Here is a 16,145-nt window from a genome sequence, read left to right as displayed (position 1 = left end):
CCGGGCACATGGCCGGGACCGCGACGTCGCGGCGCACTACATGTTGCGCCGGTACTGCCCGCCCACTTCGTACAGCGCGCGGGACAGCTGGCCCAGCGTGCACACCTTGCACGCGTCCATCAGCGCGCCGAACACGTTGCCGTTGTCCAGCGCCGCGCGGCGCACCGCCTCCAGCGCTTGCGCGGACGTCTTCTCATTGCGCTTCCAGAAGGCGTCGCGGGCGGTGATGGCGTAGTCCTTCTCCTCCTTCGTCGCGCGGATGACCTCCGGCGGCGTCACGGTGGGAGAGCCCTTCGGATCCAGGAAGGTGTTCACGCCGATGATGGGCAGCGTCCCGTCGTGCTTCTGCATCTCGTAGTACAGCGACTCTTCCTGAATCTTGGAGCGCTGGTACATGCGCTCCATCGCGCCCAGCACGCCGCCGCGCTCGGAGATGGCGCGGAACTCCGCCAGCACCGCCGCCTCCACCATGTCCGTCAGCTCCTCGATGATGAACGAGCCCTGGTTGGGGTTCTCGTTCTTCGACAGGCCGAACTCCTTGTTGATGACCAGCTGGATGGCCAGCGCCCGCCGCACGCTCTCCTCCGTGGGCGTGGTGATGGCCTCGTCATACGCGTTGGTATGCAAGGAGTTGCAGTTGTCGTTGAGCGCCAGCAACGCCTGCAGCGTGGTGCGGATGTCGTTGAAGGCAATCTCCTGCGCGTGCAGGGACCGGCCGGACGTCTGGATGTGATACTTCAGCTTCTGCGAGCGGTCATTGCCGCCGTACTTGTCCCGGATGGCCTTGGCCCAGATGCGGCGGGCCACGCGCCCCAGCACCGCGTATTCGGGGTCCATGCCGTTGGAGAAGAAGAACGACAGGTTGGGCGCGAAGTCGTCGATGTGCATCCCGCGCGACAGGTAGTACTCGACGAAGGTGAAGCCGTTCGCCAGCGTGAACGCGAGCTGGGAGATGGGGTTCGCCCCGGCCTCCGCGATGTGGTAGCCGGAGATCGACACCGAGTAGAAGTTCCGCACCTTCTGGTCGATGAAGTACTGCTGGATGTCGCCCATCACCCGGAGCGCGAACTCCGTGGAGAAGATGCAGGTGTTCTGCGCCTGGTCCTCCTTGAGGATGTCCGCCTGCACCGTGCCACGCACCGCCTGGAGCGTCTGCGCGCGGATCTTCGCGTAGACCTCCGGGGGCAGCACCTCGTCGCCGGACACGCCCAAGAGCAGCAGGCCCAGCCCGTCGTTGCCCTGGGGCAGCTCGCCCTGGTAGCGCGGACGCGGCACGCCGCGCGCCTTGTAGAGCTCCTCGATGCGCTTCTCGACCTCCTCCACCTTGCCCTGCGCGCGGATCCACTTCTCGCACTGCTGATCCACGGCGGCGTTGAGGAAGAAGCCCAGCAGCATGGGCGCCGGGCCGTTGATGGTCATCGACACGGAGGTGGACGGGTCCGCCAGGTCGAAGCCGGAGTAGAGCTTCTTCGCGTCGTCCACGTTGGCGATGGACACGCCGGAGTTGCCCACCTTGCCGTAGATGTCCGGCCGGTGGTCCGGGTCCTCGCCGTACAGCGTCACCGAGTCGAACGCCGTGGACAGGCGCTTCGCCGGCAGGCCGCGCGACACGTAGTGGAAGCGCTTGTTGGTCCGCTCCGGGCCGCCCTCGCCCGCGAACATGCGCGCCGGGTCCTCACCCTCGCGCTTGAGCGGGAAGACGCCCGCGGTGAACGGGAAGGCGCCCGGCGCGTTCTCCCGCAGCAGCCACGTCAGGATGTCGCCCCAGTCTTCATACCGGGGAAGGGAAATCTTGGGGATGCGCAGGTGGGAGAGGGACTCGGAGATGAGGTCCAGCTCGATGACCTTGTCGCGCACCTGGAACTGGTACTTGGACGCGGCGTAGCGCTTCTTCGTCGCCGGCCACTCGGCCAAAAGGCGCCGGCAGTCCGCGTGCAGGCGGCTCTCCAGGTCCTGGTACAGCGCGACCAGGTCGCCCAGGTACGCGGGCTCTCCCTCCACGCGCTCCGTCACCTGCACCACGTCGGAGGCGTCCTTGGGCTCGACGATCTCCAGGCGCTTCTTGCCCACGTTGGTGCGCAGGGCCTGGATGGTGCCGTGGAGCTGGTACATGCGCCGGGCGATGGCGGCCTGGGCGCGCACGAAGCCGTCATAGGACTCACAGGCCTCGACGATCTCCGCAAGGTAGCGGGTGCGCTCCGGGGGGATGATCCACTTCTTCTCGCTCATGCCGGGGGTGAGCGCGAAGCCCGACGGCAGCGACGCGCCCGTCTTCTTCACCAGCGCGTCGATGATGGCCCGGTAGAGCGTGTTCATGCCCGGGTCGTTGAACTGCGAGGCGATGGTGCCGTGCACGGGCACCGCGTCCTCGGGCAGCGTGAAGGCGTTGTGGTTGCGCCGCCACTGCTTGCGCACGTCTCGCAGCGCATCCAGCGAGCCGCGCTTGTCGAACTTGTTGATGGCGATGACGTCCGCGAAGTCGAGCATGTCGATCTTCTCGAGCTGCGTCGCCGCGCCGTACTCGGCCGTCATGACGTAGAGCGCCACGTCCGAGTGCTCGGTGATCTCCGTGTCCGACTGACCGATGCCGGAGGTCTCCACCACGATGAGGTCGAAGCCCGCCGCCTTGCAGACCTCGATGGAGTGGGCCACGTGCCGCGACAGCGCCAGGTTGCTCTGTCGGGTCGCCATGGAGCGCATGTAGACGCGCGGGTTGTCGATGGCGTTCATCCGGATGCGGTCGCCCAGGAGCGCGCCGCCGGACTTGCGCTTGGACGGATCCACGGAGAGGACGGCGAGCGTCTTGTCCGGGAAGTCCGCCAGGAAGCGCCGCACCAGCTCATCCACGAGGCTGGACTTGCCCGCGCCACCGGTGCCGGTGATGCCCAGCACGGGCACGCGCGGGTGCTCCACCCGGGCGTTCGCGAGCGCCGTGCGCAGCTCCTCGCCCGCCTCCGCGAAGTTCTCCGCGATGGTGATGAGCGACGCGATGCGCGCGGGCTCGCGGGGCAGGGGCTCCTTCAAGAGGGGCTTGAAGTCCGCGGGGCGCACCTCGAAGTCGCACTGGGAGATGAGGTCGTCGATCATCCCCTGCAGGCCCATGGCCCGGCCGTCATCCGGCGAGTAGATGCGCGTGACGCCGTACTGGTGCAGCTCCTCGATTTCGGTGGGGAGGATGGTGCCGCCGCCGCCGCCGAACACCTTGATGTTCGCGCCGCGCTCGCGCAGCAAATCAATCATGTACTTGAAGTATTCGACGTGGCCGCCCTGGTAGGACGTGAGGGCGATGCCCTGGGCGTCCTCCTGGATGGCGCAGTCGACGATCTCCGCCACGGAGCGGTTGTGCCCCAGGTGGATGATCTCCGCGCCCGAGGACTGCATGAGGCGGCGCATCACGTTGATGGCCGCGTCATGTCCGTCGAAGAGGCTGGCGGCCGTGACGATGCGGACGTGGTGGCGCGGCTTGTAGGGCTGGGGAGCGGTCGTCGGTTGGGGGTGTCGCACGGGCGTACACTAGGAGTGCGATGCGGGCCCGGCAAGCGATTGAGACAGGCGCTGCCGCCTGCACGACGCGGCTCGTCAGGCCTGCGTTTGGGGAAGGAAGGCCCCCAGCACACGCAGTGCGGCCGAGGTCGGCGTCGCGCGCCCTTCGCGTACGTCCTCTTCCAGCGAGGGGATGAGGGCGGACACCTCGGGGTGCGCTCGCAGGGCCGCTCGCAGGCCGTCGTGCACCATGGCCCACATCCAGCCCACCTGCTGCCGGGTCCGCCTCAGGGCCAGCTCCCCGGACGCCTCACGTTGGGCGACGGCGGACTCCACGGAGTCCCACAGCGTGTCGATGCCGGTGCCCTCCATGGCGCTGCAGGTGGTGACCACGGGCTCCGCGCCCGGGCGCATCAGGTGCAGGGCGGCGCGGTACTGGGCGCGGGCCTGCGCCGCGTGGAGCTTGTTGTCGCCATCCGCCTTGTTGATGGCGACCATGTCCGCCACCTCCAGGATGCCGCGCTTGATGCCCTGCAGCTCGTCGCCCGCGCCCGCGAGCATCAGCACCAGGTAGAAGTCCACCAGGTCCGCGACCACGGTCTCGGACTGGCCCACGCCCACCGTCTCCACCAGCACCACGTCGAAGCCCGCGGCCTCGCACAGGAGCAGCGTCTCCCGCGTCTTGCGCGCGACGCCGCCCAGCGTGCCGCTGGAAGGACTGGGCCGGATGTACGCCGCGGGTGCGCGTGCCAGCCGCGACATGCGCGTCTTGTCGCCCAGGATGCTGCCGCCGGACACGCTGCTGGACGGGTCGATGGCGAGCACCGCGACCTGGTGCCCGCTTCCGACGAGGTGCATGCCCAGCGCGTCGATGAAGGTGCTCTTGCCCACGCCCGGCACGCCGCTGATGCCCACGCGCCGGCTCCTGCCGGTGTGGGGCAGCAGCCGCGTGAGGACCTCCTGCGCGAGCGCCGCGTGGCGCGGGTGCTCGCTCTCCACCAGGGTGATGGCGCGCGCGAGCACCGCCCGGTCTCCCGCCCGCACGCCTTCCACGTAGGTGTCCGCGGGCAGCGACTTCACGCCTCTTCCTCCAGCGCGGCGGCCAGCTTGTCGAGCAGCTCGATGGCCGCCTTCGCGATGACCGTGCCCGGGCCGAAGATGGCGGCGGCGCCCGCGGCCTTGAGCTGCTCGTAGTCCTGGGCGGGGATGACGCCGCCCACCACCACCATGATGTCCTCGCGGCCCAGCGCCTTCAGCGCTTGCTTGAGCTGGGGCACCAGCGTGAGGTGGCCGGCCGCGAGCGAGCTTGCGCCCACCACGTGCACGTCGTTCTCCACCGCCTGCTTCGCGGACTCCTCCGGCGTCTGGAACAGCGGCCCGATGTCCACGTCGAAGCCCAGGTCCGCGAACGCCGTGGCGATGACCTTCTGCCCGCGGTCGTGGCCGTCCTGGCCCATCTTCGCGATGAGGATGCGCGGCCGGCGGCCGAAGCGCGCCAGGAAGGAGTCCGCCTTCGCCCGCGCCTCCGCGATGCCCTGCGCCCCGCCGGCCTCCGCCGAATACACCCCGGACACGCTGCGCACGGTGGCCTCGTAGCGCCCGTAGACCTTCTCGAGCGCGTCGCTGATTTCGCCCACCGTGGCCTTCGCCCGCGCCGCGTCGATGGCGAGCGCGAGCAGGTTGCCCTCGTTGCGGCGTCCGGCTTCGGTGAGCGCGTCCAGCCGGCGGCGCACCTCCTCCGCGTTGCGTTCGGCGCGCAGCTCGCGCAGCCGGGCGATTTGAGACTCGCGCACCGCGGAGTTGTCCACCTTGAGGATCTCGATGCGGTCCTCGCGCTCCGGCGGGTACTTGTTCACGCCGATGATGGCCTGGCGCCCGGAGTCGATCCGCGCCTGGGTGCGCGCGGCGGCCTCTTCGATGCGCAGCTTGGGCAGGCCCGCTTCGATGGCCTTGGTCATGCCGCCCAGGGCCTCCACTTCCTGGATGTGGCCCCAGGCCTTCTGGGCCAGCTCGTGGGTGAGGCGCTCCACGTAGTAGCTGCCGCCCCACGGGTCGATGACGCGCGTGGTGCCGCTCTCCAACTGGAGGTAGAGCTGGGTGTTGCGGGCGATGCGCGCGCTGAAGTCGGTGGGCAGCGCGATGGCCTCATCCAGCGAGTTGGTGTGCAGGCTCTGGGTGTGGCCCTGCGTCGCGGCCATGGCCTCCACGCAGGTGCGCACGACGTTGTTGTAGACGTCCTGCGCGGTGAGGCTCCAGCCGGACGTCTGGCAATGGGTGCGCAGCGCCAGGCTCTTGTCGCTCTTCGGGTTGAAGCCCTTGATGAGGCGGGCCCAGAGGAGGCGGGCGGCGCGCATCTTCGCCACCTCCATGAAGAAGTTCATCCCGATGGCCCAGAAGAACGACAGGCGCGGGGCGAACGCGTCCACGCCCAGGCCGGCCGCGAGGCCCGCGCGCACGTACTCCACGCCGTCCGCGAGCGTGTAGCCCAGCTCCAGGTCCTGCGTCGCGCCGGCCTCCTGCATGTGGTAGCCGCTGATGCTGATGCTGTTGAAGCGCGGCATCTTCTCCGCCGTGAACTTGAAGATGTCCCCGATGATCCGCATGGAGGGACCGGGCGGATAGATGTACGTGTTGCGGACCATGAACTCCTTGAGGATGTCGTTCTGGATGGTCCCGCTGAGCTGCTCGGGCTTCACGCCCTGTTCCTCGGCCGCGACCACGTAGAGCGCGAGCACGGGCAGGACGGCGCCGTTCATCGTCATCGACACGCTCATCTGGTCGAGCGGGATGCGGTCGAACAGGATGCGCATGTCCTTGATGGAGTCGATGGCCACGCCCGCCATGCCCACGTCGCCCGCGACGCGAGGATGGTCGCTGTCGTAGCCCCGGTGCGTGGCCAGGTCGAACGCGATGGACAGGCCCTTCTGTCCGGCCGCCAGGTTGCGCCGGTAGAAGGCATTGGACGCCTCCGCGGTGGAGAAGCCCGCGTACTGGCGCACCGTCCACGGCTGCTGTACGTACATGGTGGCGTACGGGCCGCGCACGAACGGGGGCAGGCCGGGCAGCGAGCCCAGGTGCTCCACGCCCTCCAGGTCCTCGCGGGTGTAGAGCGGCTTGACGGGGATGCCCTCGGGGGTATCCCAGCGCTCGGCGGCGCGCGTGGCCTCGCTCGCGTGGGCGCGCTGCGTGTCGCGCACGGCGGGGGCGGCCTGGGTCTCAGGGGCGTCGAACGCGACGCGGGAGAAGTCGGGAACGGTGGGGCGCATCAGGCGACTCCCAGCTGCTGGTGCAGCGTCTTCAGGAGCTGGAACAGGTCCGCTCCCGCGTAGAGGAAGAGATCGACACCGGCCGCGCGGAAGGCGGCCTCGTGCTCACCGGGACGGCCCGCGACGGCGACCGTGCGCGCGCCCTTCGCCTTCAAGGCCGCGACGAGCGCGGGCACGGCTTCCGGATAGAGCGCGTCCGGACCGGAGATGACGGCGAGCGACGTGCCCGACTTCGCGAACAGCTCAGCGCCAGCGGCCGCGTCCGGGAAGCCCCGGTGCTCATCCGCTTCGATGCCGCCCACGGCCAGCACGTTGGAGATCCACGTCGAGCGCGCGGTGTGCTCCGCCACCGTGCCCAGGTTCGCCATGAAGGCGCGGGGCCGGACGCCGTGCGCCGCGTGGTGGCGGTCGCTCGCGTCGCGCAGGGACTCGAAGGGCTCCGAGAAGCGGAAGGGGCGCGGCGGCGCGACGACGCCCTCGCCCTGCACGGGCGCGGCGGCGTGGGCCTCGCGCTGCACGGGGGCCTCGGTCAGGTGGGGGAACTCGCTGACGCCCACGATGGGCAGCTTGCGGGTGCGCACGGCCTTGTCGCGCGCGGCGCGCGTCTCGGTGAGGACGCGGGCCACGTCGCCCTGCACGAGCGCCTGGGTGATGCCGCCCAGCGCCTCGATGCGCTGCAACTCCGCCCAGGCCGCGCGCGCGATGTCGTCGGTGAGCTGCTCCAGGTAGTAGCTGCCGCCCGCGGGGTCCGCGACGCGGTTGAGGCTGGACTCGTCGCGCAGGATGAGCTGCGTGTTGCGCGCGAGCCGGCGACCCTGTTCGTCGGGCGTGCCCAGGGGTTCGTCGTAGGGGGACGTGCTCACGCTGTCCGCGCCCGCGAGGACGGCGGCGAAGGACTCCGCGGTGGCGCGCAGGATGTTCACCCACGGGTCGCGCTGCGTCTTGGTGGCGCTGGCGGTGCGCGCATGCAGCGCCATGGCCTGCGACTCCGGCGCGCCACCGGAGGCGGCGACGACCTTGGACCAGAGCAGCCGCGCCGCGCGCAGCCGGGCGATCTCCGGGAAGAACTGCCCGCCCACGGACAGGGCGAACTGCATCGAGCGCGCCGTGTCCCCGGGTGACACCCCCGCGCGCTCCAGTTCGCGCAGGTACTCCACGCCGGTGGCGAGGGTCCACGCCAGCTCATGCACGGACGTGGCGCCCGCGTCCGCCCAGGCCCGCGACGACACGAGCAGCGCGCGCAGGCCCGGGGCGTCCTTGAGCAGCGACGTCACCAGGGGGGCGGCCTTCGCCAGGGTCGCGGCCACGTCCACCTTCGCCGTGCCCAGCCGCGCCAGGGCGCCCACGGGATCGACGCCCAGGCTGCCCTTCAGGGCCTGCTTCGGAACACCGGCCTTCTGGGCCACCTGGAATAGGAACGTGGAGGGGGCAAGCAGGTCGGTGGTCGGCTCGAAGTGCACGGGCGTGCGCTCCAACGGCACGTGCGCCAGCAGGCGCTCCAGGGCCGCCGCGTCCTTCACGTCGACGCCGTGCGGCGCGTCGAGCAGCAGCCAGACGCCCTGGCCACCACGCTCCAGGTCGGTGCGGAGGGTTTCGGCCGTCTGCGTCACGTCCGGTCCGGCGTACTCCTGGCACACCAGCCAGCCACCCTCGGTGTGGCCCAAAGGCTGCGTTCCTCGCACATAGGGCGCGACGCCCGGCGGCTCAGCGGGCGCGCCAGCGTCCTGGGCCGTGTAGAGGGGCTGGAGGGACAGGCCGCCTTCGAGGGGCGACTGGAGCGACGTGAAGGGCTTGCCCTTCAGGTCCTTGTCCACGAGCCGGCGCCATTCCTCGACGGAAGGAGGGGGGAACGCCGTGGCGCTGGGGAGAGGCTCTGACGACATGCTGCGTCCTCGCTGGGGAGAGTGGCCATCCGGCGGGCCACGCCATCCCCCGTCCCATAGGCGCAATGGGGCCGTGGGGCAATGGGGCCGTGACCCGGCCGGAGGGGACGTCCGCAAGTGTGCGCATTTAATGCAATTAATAATGATTAAGCGGTTTTGTGATGATTTACGGCTTTTGGTAGGGATCGAGCGTCCCGAGGCGCCACGTCCGGTGCCGGGGACGCAATCCGTACACGGAGGTAATGCCATGAAGCGTCAGAGCCTGTTCCTTGCGTTGGTGGTCCTTCCCTTGCTGGCTTGCGGTGGGATGGACATGGCTTCGGATGAAGGGGTGACGTCGGCGCCGGAGATGGGCAGCGTGCAGTCCGAGCTCCAGCCGAACTGGGCCTCGTGCAGCGGGGATGCGGACTGCACGTCCAACCGCTGTGGGTGCAATGGTGGGACGGCGCGGGTGTGTCTGCCGAACTCCACGTACCCGAAGCAGTGTGGCAACTGGACGGCGTGCAACAGCGATTCGCAGTGCACGTCGAACTGGTGCGGCTGCAACGGCGGGCAGGTGAAGCAGTGCCTGCCGAACACCAGCTACCCGAAGACCTGCACCTGAGCGATGCCCCCGCCACCGCCTCCTTCAAGGGAGGCGGTGGCGCCTGACCGTCCGTGCTCCGGGGCCACGCGAGCAGGGCGCGCGTTCAGCGCAACGTCTTCGTGAGCCGGTGCAGCGCGCCCTGGCAGGGGATGACGGTGTCGGAGGGGATGGGGTGCACCTTCACCGCGCCTGGGCCGAACTCGCGGTCCAGGGCCCACTGGTAGGTGGCCAGGGCCTCCTGTTCCTGGCGCTGATGGCGGTACGCCAGGGAGCCCGGCACCCAGCGGTACACGGGCACGGCCATCACGTCCCCAAGCCGGATGGAGTTGAGGTACGTGGCCCAGACGCGGGTGTTGGTGCCGTCGCACTCCCGGACGCGCCCGGGGTCTCCCAGGCAGGAGTCACCGGCGTCCTGGCAGTAGGGCGTGGGCATGGGAATGCGCACGACGTCGTAGCCCAGGTCCGCCAGCCGCCGCGCGTTGCGGTCCAGGATGGCCGCGTTGATGGCGTCGTCGTGGACGTCGTAGCGGCCCACGAGCACGGTCTTGGAGGACAGCATCGCCATCCACATGTCGATGTGGTCGACGACGCCTCCTTCCAGCGACTCCAGGGTGACGACGTCGCAGCCGTGCGCGCGGCCGATGGCCTCATCCGTCTCCTCCTCCGAATAGCACCAGACGGGGAAGCAGTTGCGCGCGTTGGTCTCCCGCCGGGCGCGGAAGCACCGTCCCGCGCCGTCCGTCAGCAGGTTGCCGCCCGACAGCACCACGGCCGGCCGGTCCACCGGGACACCCCACCACTCGCCCAGCACGGTGGGGATGCGGTCGGAACGCTCGTAGAAGTCGAAGCTGCTGCACTGGACGGCCTGCATGGGACGGAGGACTGTGTCCACGAAGCGCCGCTTCCCATCCGCGCCGACCACGGCGTCCGGCCCATGGTCGCGGATCCACTCAGTGTCCACCCTGAAGGGGACGAGGCCGAGCTCCCATATCTGAGCGCGGGTCATGCCCGCCTGGGACAGGCATTGGATGATCCCCGAGTGGAGCGGAGCCGCCGCGACGATGTGGATCGGGACGCGTCCTTCCAGCGCGGCGAAGATGAGCGCGAGCTGTTCCGGATGGCCGCATCCCGGTTGATTCCAGCTCATCAGCAGCTCTCCCTGGGGTTCGTGCTCGGCGGGGAATCGCACGACCTCCCGAGGCGGGGTGAAGCCATAGCGCTCCGGGTAGCACTCCCACTGGTACCGGGCGGCGAGTGAGGCCATCGTCTCCTCCTGGCTGTGCAGGGCCGGGTCCCCGAAAGGCACGGGCGCCTCTTCCTCGACCTGCCCGCAACCGATACCCAGGCCCAATCCCGCGCAGAGCATCCAGACGTTCCGCTTCGTCATGTGCGGCCCCCGCTTCTAGGAGAGGCATCTCCCATGGACCGTCATGGCCCGGGGCCTCCCCGCCCAGGAGTTTAGTCGTGAAGCGCCCGGGCGGGTCCGCGAAGGTGCAAACGGGTTGCCTGGCGCAAGCACCTCCCCCGGAGCGCGCTGCCGGGAGGACCGGGACCGTCTTGAACCCGAGACGGCAGTCCATCTGGATGGACGTTTCCCCATGGGTCCGCACGAACCTCTGTGTTCGTCGCGGTGGGCTCCTGACGCAGTGAGGCCCATCACGCCCTCGCGGTCCCGCACGCATGCGCATGTCTGGCATGCCTTGTGCTCTGTGGATCTCCCGAGCAGGGCGCGGATGCCAGAGCGCATCCCCCGTGGCTCGAAGGCTGTTGCGATCCATTGACAAGGGAAACAAAGAACATGGGAAAGAACCATCGCGGGGCGCGGGGCGCCCGCGCATTGGCTGGGGGCGTCTTCCTGCTGTCGCTGGTCGGGGCTGGCTGCGGGCAGGATGAGAAGACAAAGGTGCCGGAAAGCACCCCGGCGGAAGAGGTTCAACCGCAGGCCGAGACACCCGAGGTCCGGGGCACGGCGTTCCTGCCGTTGGGGCGCAGCAAGACGCCCCAGGACGTGAACTACCGGGTGGAGGATGGCTGGGCGGTCGCCTTCGGCGATGTCCTGCTGGGGCCGGTGGAGCAGGTCGAGGCGGAAAGCCAGCGGCTGCGCAATGCGCAGCCCGGTGCGCGGTCCGGGGTGAGCGCTTCCAGTGTGGGCTACCACGACGACGACAACCTCTGGCCGAGCGGAGAGGTGACGTACACCTTCGCCTATAACTTCCCCGAGTCACGCAAGCCCGCAGTCTGGGCGGCGATGGCCGAGTGGGAGAAGTACACCGTCATCCGTTTCAAGTGGCAGGCGGAGTGTGACTTCCTCGGAAGCTGTGTTGTCATCCGGCTGCCGGACGATCCCAGCACGTGCAAGTCCGTCGTCGGGCGGCTCTCCGGCCGGATCATTGTCGCCAATCCGCAGCCCCTCTGGGTGGGACCGGAGTGCTCGTTCGGGAGCATCCTCCACGAGCTGGGCCACGCCATCGGCCTCTATCACGAACAGAGCCGCAAGGACCGCGACCAGTTCATCCAGGTGCACGAGCAGAACTTCGCTGACTGCCTGGATGAGTTCGACAAGGTGCAGGAGGACGTCAACAGTCCGTATGACTATGGCTCCATCATGCACTACTCGCGCTTCAGCAGTTGCTCCAAGGTCGACCCGAACACCCAGAACCGACTGCCGCTCTTCACCGCCACGCAGACAGTTCCCTCCGGTGTGCAGATCGGTCAGCGAGCCGAGCTCAGCGACAGCGACATCGGCGGACTGACCTCCATGTACGGCAGTTATGTGAGCCGGAAGTATGGAGTCCTCGGGATCACGCGGTTGGGGTTGCCTGTCAGCGCGGAAGGGGCCGCCAAGGACCACGGGCGCTACCGTGAGTACCAGCTCGGGTACATCTACTTCCACCCGGACGTGGGGACGCACGAGGTCCGGGGGGAGATCGCCACCCGGTATGCGCAGCTGGGCCATGAGAACAGCCCGCTGGGCTACCCGCTGGACGATACGCAAACCCTGCCGAGCGGCCTGAAGCGCAATCACTTCCAGGGCGGGACCATCACCTGGCATCCGAAGGCGGGCTATCACGTGAAGTATGGCTCGGACATCCAGCTCAAGGGCGACTTCATGGACCTGGGGTACGACCAGGTGATGTACATCAACCCGGATGGCGCCGGCACCAAGGTGAAGGTGGTCAACTACGGGGGCCTCACCGCACCGGGCGTGGCGGGCTACACGGAACAGTGGGGACAGCACCTGCTGCTGAGCGGGTGGATCGACGAGGACGATGACCAGCTCGTGGGTGACTTCATGGGCCTGGGCTACGACCAGGTGTTGTTCATCAATCGCAGTGGCGACGCGGGCCGGCTGATGGTGCTGGACTTCAAGTCCACCCAGGTCCCGGGGCTGATGGTCGGCTATGAGGCCTATTCGGAGAGCACCCTGCTGGGCGGCTGGCTGGACGACGAGGACCTGCGGTTCGTGGGGGACTTCGCGAACCGGGGACATGACCAGGTGATGTTCATCAACCGCGAGGGCCAGACGGGAAAGCTGATGCTGATGGACTTCAAGACGCCTTCGGCGCCGGGCCGGTTCGGCTCCATCGCCTACCGCGAGGAGTGGGGCGAGTCCCAGCTGCTGAGCGGATGGATGGACGCCAACGACCTGCAGCTCGCCGGCGACTTCATGGGCCTGGGGTATGACCAGCTCATGTTCATCAACCGCAGCGGTGAGAGCGGCAAGGTGGCGGTGGTGGACTACTCGACCGGCGTGCTGGGCGGCGTCACGCGTGCCTCCGAGCTGTGGACCAGCGCCTCGTGGCTGTCGAGCGACTGGCTGGACGAGGACGACCGGCGGCTCGTGGGGGATTTCCGTGGGCTGGGTCACGACCAGGTGATGTTCATCAATCGCGGCGGGACTGGTGGCCGGCTGATGGTGATCGACTACGCCCTCAACGTGACCCCCACCCAGCTCGGCACCGCCGTCTATCAGGAGCCCTGGAGCACGCCGGGGCACCTGACGAACTGGTTGGACCAGAACGACCTCCAGCTCGCGGGTGATTTCGGGAACAAGGGCCGCAGCCAGTTGCTGTCCATCAATCGGACGCCTCCGGCGGGCAAGCTCATGCTGCTCGACCATGGAACTGGTGTCGTGCCCGGGAGCATCATCTACTCCGAGCAGTGGGGGGCCTACTCCCAGCTCGACGGCTTCCTGGACTGATTCAAGACAGGACCCGTGCCGCATCCCCGGGGCAGGCTCACGCCTGCCCCGGGGCATTTCTACTGCCGCAGCATCTCGTGCTGGAATCTCGCCTCGGCCTTCCTGGCCGGGTCATCGTGGTCCGGGTGGAAGTCCGGCTTGAGGTCGAAGTCCACGCGGAGGACACGGCCGTTGAAGCTGGCGTTGGACGGGTACTCGGGGCTCACCGCCGTACCCTTGTCGCAGCCCAGGTCGAAGGTCTCGTCCATGGAGTAGCCCACGGACACGGTTCGCGGAATCCTCCCTTCCGCCACCTGCTTCCCGTCCACGAAGAGCCGCCCGGTGCCGCCCGCGCCGAAGGGCTCCGGTCCGGTCTTCTCGAACTCGTAGCGCAGCAGGTGCCGGCCCGGCGTGAGCGCCGCGGTGCCCCGGATGTATGTGTATTCGGGCCCCGGGAAGTTGTAGCAGAACACCGGCACGCCCTTCTGGAGGTACAGCGACCACCCGGCGGAGGAGCCACCCAGCACGACGACGGGGCCTTGCGCCTCGCCCGCGGGCACCTCCACCTCCGCCGTCATCTCCCAGGAGCGGTTCTTGGTGTCCGGCCCCGCGAACTCCTGGATGCGCACGCTGCCTTCGTAGAAGGTCAGACGCTCGCGCTCGGTGTAGAGGCCCTGCCGCCCCAGTGCGCGGATCTGGAACCGGTCGTCCAGGGGGAGCACCTGGTAGCGCCCCGCCTCCGCCCACCACATGCCCACCAGTTCGATGAGCTTCTTCACCATCGGGTCGTCCAGCTTCGCCCGGTCCCGCCCCTTCATCAGGTCGTTGGACTCGGTGGGGTCCTCGTTGAGGTTGTAGAGTTCCCAGTGGTCTTCATCGAAGCCCCAGCGCGCCGTGTTCTCCCACGGCTTGCGCCCGTGGTACGTCACGATCTTCCAGCCGTCGTGGTACAGGCCCCGGTTGCCCAGCATCTCGAAGTACTGCGTGACGTGATTCGACGGCGCCTTCGCGTCGTTGAATGAGTCGTTCATCACGTAGCCCTCGACGGGCTCCTGCTGCACGGAGTTGATGGTACGCGGCGCCTCCACCCCAATCGCTTCCAGGATGGTCGGAACGATGTCGATGACGTGGTGGTACTGCGTGCGCAGCTCCCCCTTCGCCTGGATGCCCCGGGGCCAGTGGACGATGAGGGGATTCCGCACCCCGCCGAAGTGCGTGTATTGCTTGCAGAGCTGGAACGGCGCGTTTCCCGCCATGGCCCAGCCCACCGGGTAGTGGTTGTAGGAGTTGGGCTGGCCGAACTGGTCCAGGCGCGCCAGGTTCTGCGCCACCGTCTCCGGGACGTTGTTCGCCACCGACTGCTCGTTGAACAAGCCCGTCAACGTCCCTTCACCGGAGGAGCCATTGTCCCCGATGAAGGCGAAGACGAGCGTGTTCTCCAACTGCCCCGTCTGTTCCAGGAACTGCATCAGGCGGCCGAGCTGCGCGTCGGCGTGTTCGACGAAGCCGGCGTAGATCTCCGCCATGCGCGCGAAGAGGCGCTTCTCGTCGGCGGACAGGGAATCCCAGCGCTGGACGCCCTCCAGCATGGGCGCGAGCCTGGCGTCCTGGGGAAGGATGCCCATCTCCTTCTGCCGCGCCAGCACCTGCTCGCGGTAGGCATCCCAGCCCATGTCGAACTGGCCCTTGTATCTGTCTGCCCATTCGGGCGCGACGTGGTGCGGTGCGTGCGCGCATCCCAGGGCGAGCCACGTCAACCAGGGCTTCGTCGGCTGGACGGAGTGGTGCTGGGAGATCCAGCTGATGGTCCGGTCCACCAGGTCCTCGGACAGGTGGTAGCCCTGTTCCGGCGTGCGCGGCGGATCCACTGCTTCGCGGTCCAGGAACAGCTTCGGGTTCCACTGGTCGCAGTCGCCGCCGAGGAAGCCATAGAAGCGGTCGAACCCGAAGACGGGCCCCGTGGGCCAGCGATCATAGGGGCCGGCGAGGGTCGTCTCTTCCGACGGCGTGTTGTGCCACTTGCCGACGCAGTAGCTGGTGTAGCCGTACTGGTGGAGCATGGCGGGCACGCCGGCCTTGTCCTGCGGCTGACGGCCGTTGTAGCCGGGGAAGCCCGTGGCCAGCTCGGTGATGTTGGCCATGCCCACGGAGTGGTGGTTGCGCCCGGTGATGAGGCAGGAGCGCGTGGGTGAGCAGAGCGCCGTGGTGGTGAAGTGCGTGTAGCGCAGGCCCTGCTGGGCGAGCTGCATCAGGTGCGGCGTGCGAATCATGCCGCCAAAGGGCTCACACCAGCCGAAGCCAACGTCGTCCAGGATGACATAGAGGATGTTGGGCGCGTCCTTCGGCGCGGTGGGGGGAACGGGGAAGGCCGGCTCCGACTCCTCCCAGGTCCTGCCGATACGGCCCGGGAAGCGCTCTCCCTCCTGGTAGGTCTTCATGGCGGCCGTCTTCTGGCCCTGCTTCTTCCCATCCTGCTTCTTGCGGCCGTCCTTGCTCATGGCAACCCCGTGGTTGGTTTCACGGGAAGGTACGGAGGCGCAGGGGCTCAGACTTCGCACTGCCGGATGGGGCGGTCGAGGTGGCTTGCCGCCGAGGGCTTGGGCCTGGTCGCGAATGCACCGCGCCCAGCCCCACCATGAAGACGGGCACGTCGCGCGTCGTCGCCTGGACCGTCACCACGGGCTGCGGACCCTTCGCCCCACCGTGTCTCCGCGCTCCACCCGCTCCCGATGACGAGACCCACGAGG

General features: G+C 68.5%; 8 protein-coding genes. 2 read left to right on the top strand and 6 right to left on the bottom strand.

What is annotated here, in order from left to right:
- Positions 1 to 36: 36 nt before the first annotated feature.
- The 4 genes from D7Y13_RS05780 to D7Y13_RS05765 all read right to left on the bottom strand — a co-directional run bounded on the left by D7Y13_RS05780 (position 37) and on the right by D7Y13_RS05765 (position 8,632).
- Positions 37 to 3,504, bottom strand: coding sequence for a methylmalonyl-CoA mutase family protein (locus D7Y13_RS05780; protein ID WP_120582656.1), 3,468 nt, complete (start codon positions 3,502 to 3,504; stop codon positions 37 to 39).
- Between the two features lie 75 nt (positions 3,505 to 3,579).
- A complete protein-coding gene (gene meaB, locus D7Y13_RS05775; protein ID WP_120582655.1) occupies positions 3,580 to 4,563 on the bottom strand; it encodes a methylmalonyl Co-A mutase-associated GTPase MeaB in 984 nt (327 codons plus the stop codon).
- Positions 4,560 to 6,749 carry a methylmalonyl-CoA mutase gene (gene scpA, locus D7Y13_RS05770; protein WP_120582654.1) on the bottom strand — a complete coding sequence of 730 codons (2,190 nt, stop codon included), beginning with the start codon at positions 6,747 to 6,749 and terminating at the stop codon, positions 4,560 to 4,562. Before scpA ends, meaB begins: the two co-directional genes overlap by 4 nt.
- Positions 6,749 to 8,632 (bottom strand): methylmalonyl-CoA mutase family protein, encoded by a 1,884-nt coding sequence (locus tag D7Y13_RS05765; protein ID WP_120582653.1) that lies wholly within the window; start codon positions 8,630 to 8,632, stop codon positions 6,749 to 6,751. Before D7Y13_RS05765 ends, scpA begins: the two co-directional genes overlap by 1 nt.
- Positions 8,633 to 8,879: 247 nt before the next feature.
- Between D7Y13_RS05765 and D7Y13_RS05760 the strand changes: the two genes are divergently transcribed.
- A complete protein-coding gene (locus tag D7Y13_RS05760; RefSeq protein WP_120532474.1) occupies positions 8,880 to 9,236 on the top strand; it encodes a hypothetical protein in 357 nt (118 codons plus the stop codon).
- Between the two features lie 85 nt (positions 9,237 to 9,321).
- On the opposite strand, the gene D7Y13_RS05755 is transcribed toward D7Y13_RS05760, so the two are convergent.
- Entirely contained in the window at positions 9,322 to 10,605 is a 1,284-nt protein-coding gene (locus D7Y13_RS05755) for an agmatine deiminase family protein (protein WP_120532475.1), read from the bottom strand.
- Between the two features lie 411 nt (positions 10,606 to 11,016).
- Between D7Y13_RS05755 and D7Y13_RS05750 the strand changes: the two genes are divergently transcribed.
- Complete coding sequence (locus D7Y13_RS05750; RefSeq protein WP_147444213.1) at positions 11,017 to 13,419, top strand: M12 family metallopeptidase; 2,403 nt, start codon at positions 11,017 to 11,019, stop codon at positions 13,417 to 13,419.
- Between the two features lie 59 nt (positions 13,420 to 13,478).
- On the opposite strand, the gene D7Y13_RS05745 is transcribed toward D7Y13_RS05750, so the two are convergent.
- Complete coding sequence (locus D7Y13_RS05745; protein ID WP_233595342.1) at positions 13,479 to 15,896, bottom strand: arylsulfatase; 2,418 nt, start codon at positions 15,894 to 15,896, stop codon at positions 13,479 to 13,481.
- Between the last annotated feature and the right edge of the window lie 249 nt (positions 15,897 to 16,145).

This window comes from Corallococcus praedator, assembly GCF_003612125.1.
Lineage (GTDB): Bacteria > Myxococcota > Myxococcia > Myxococcales > Myxococcaceae > Corallococcus > Corallococcus praedator.
The sequence above is the reverse complement of the archived record's forward strand: the minus strand, read 5'-3'. Positions and strand labels throughout refer to the sequence as shown.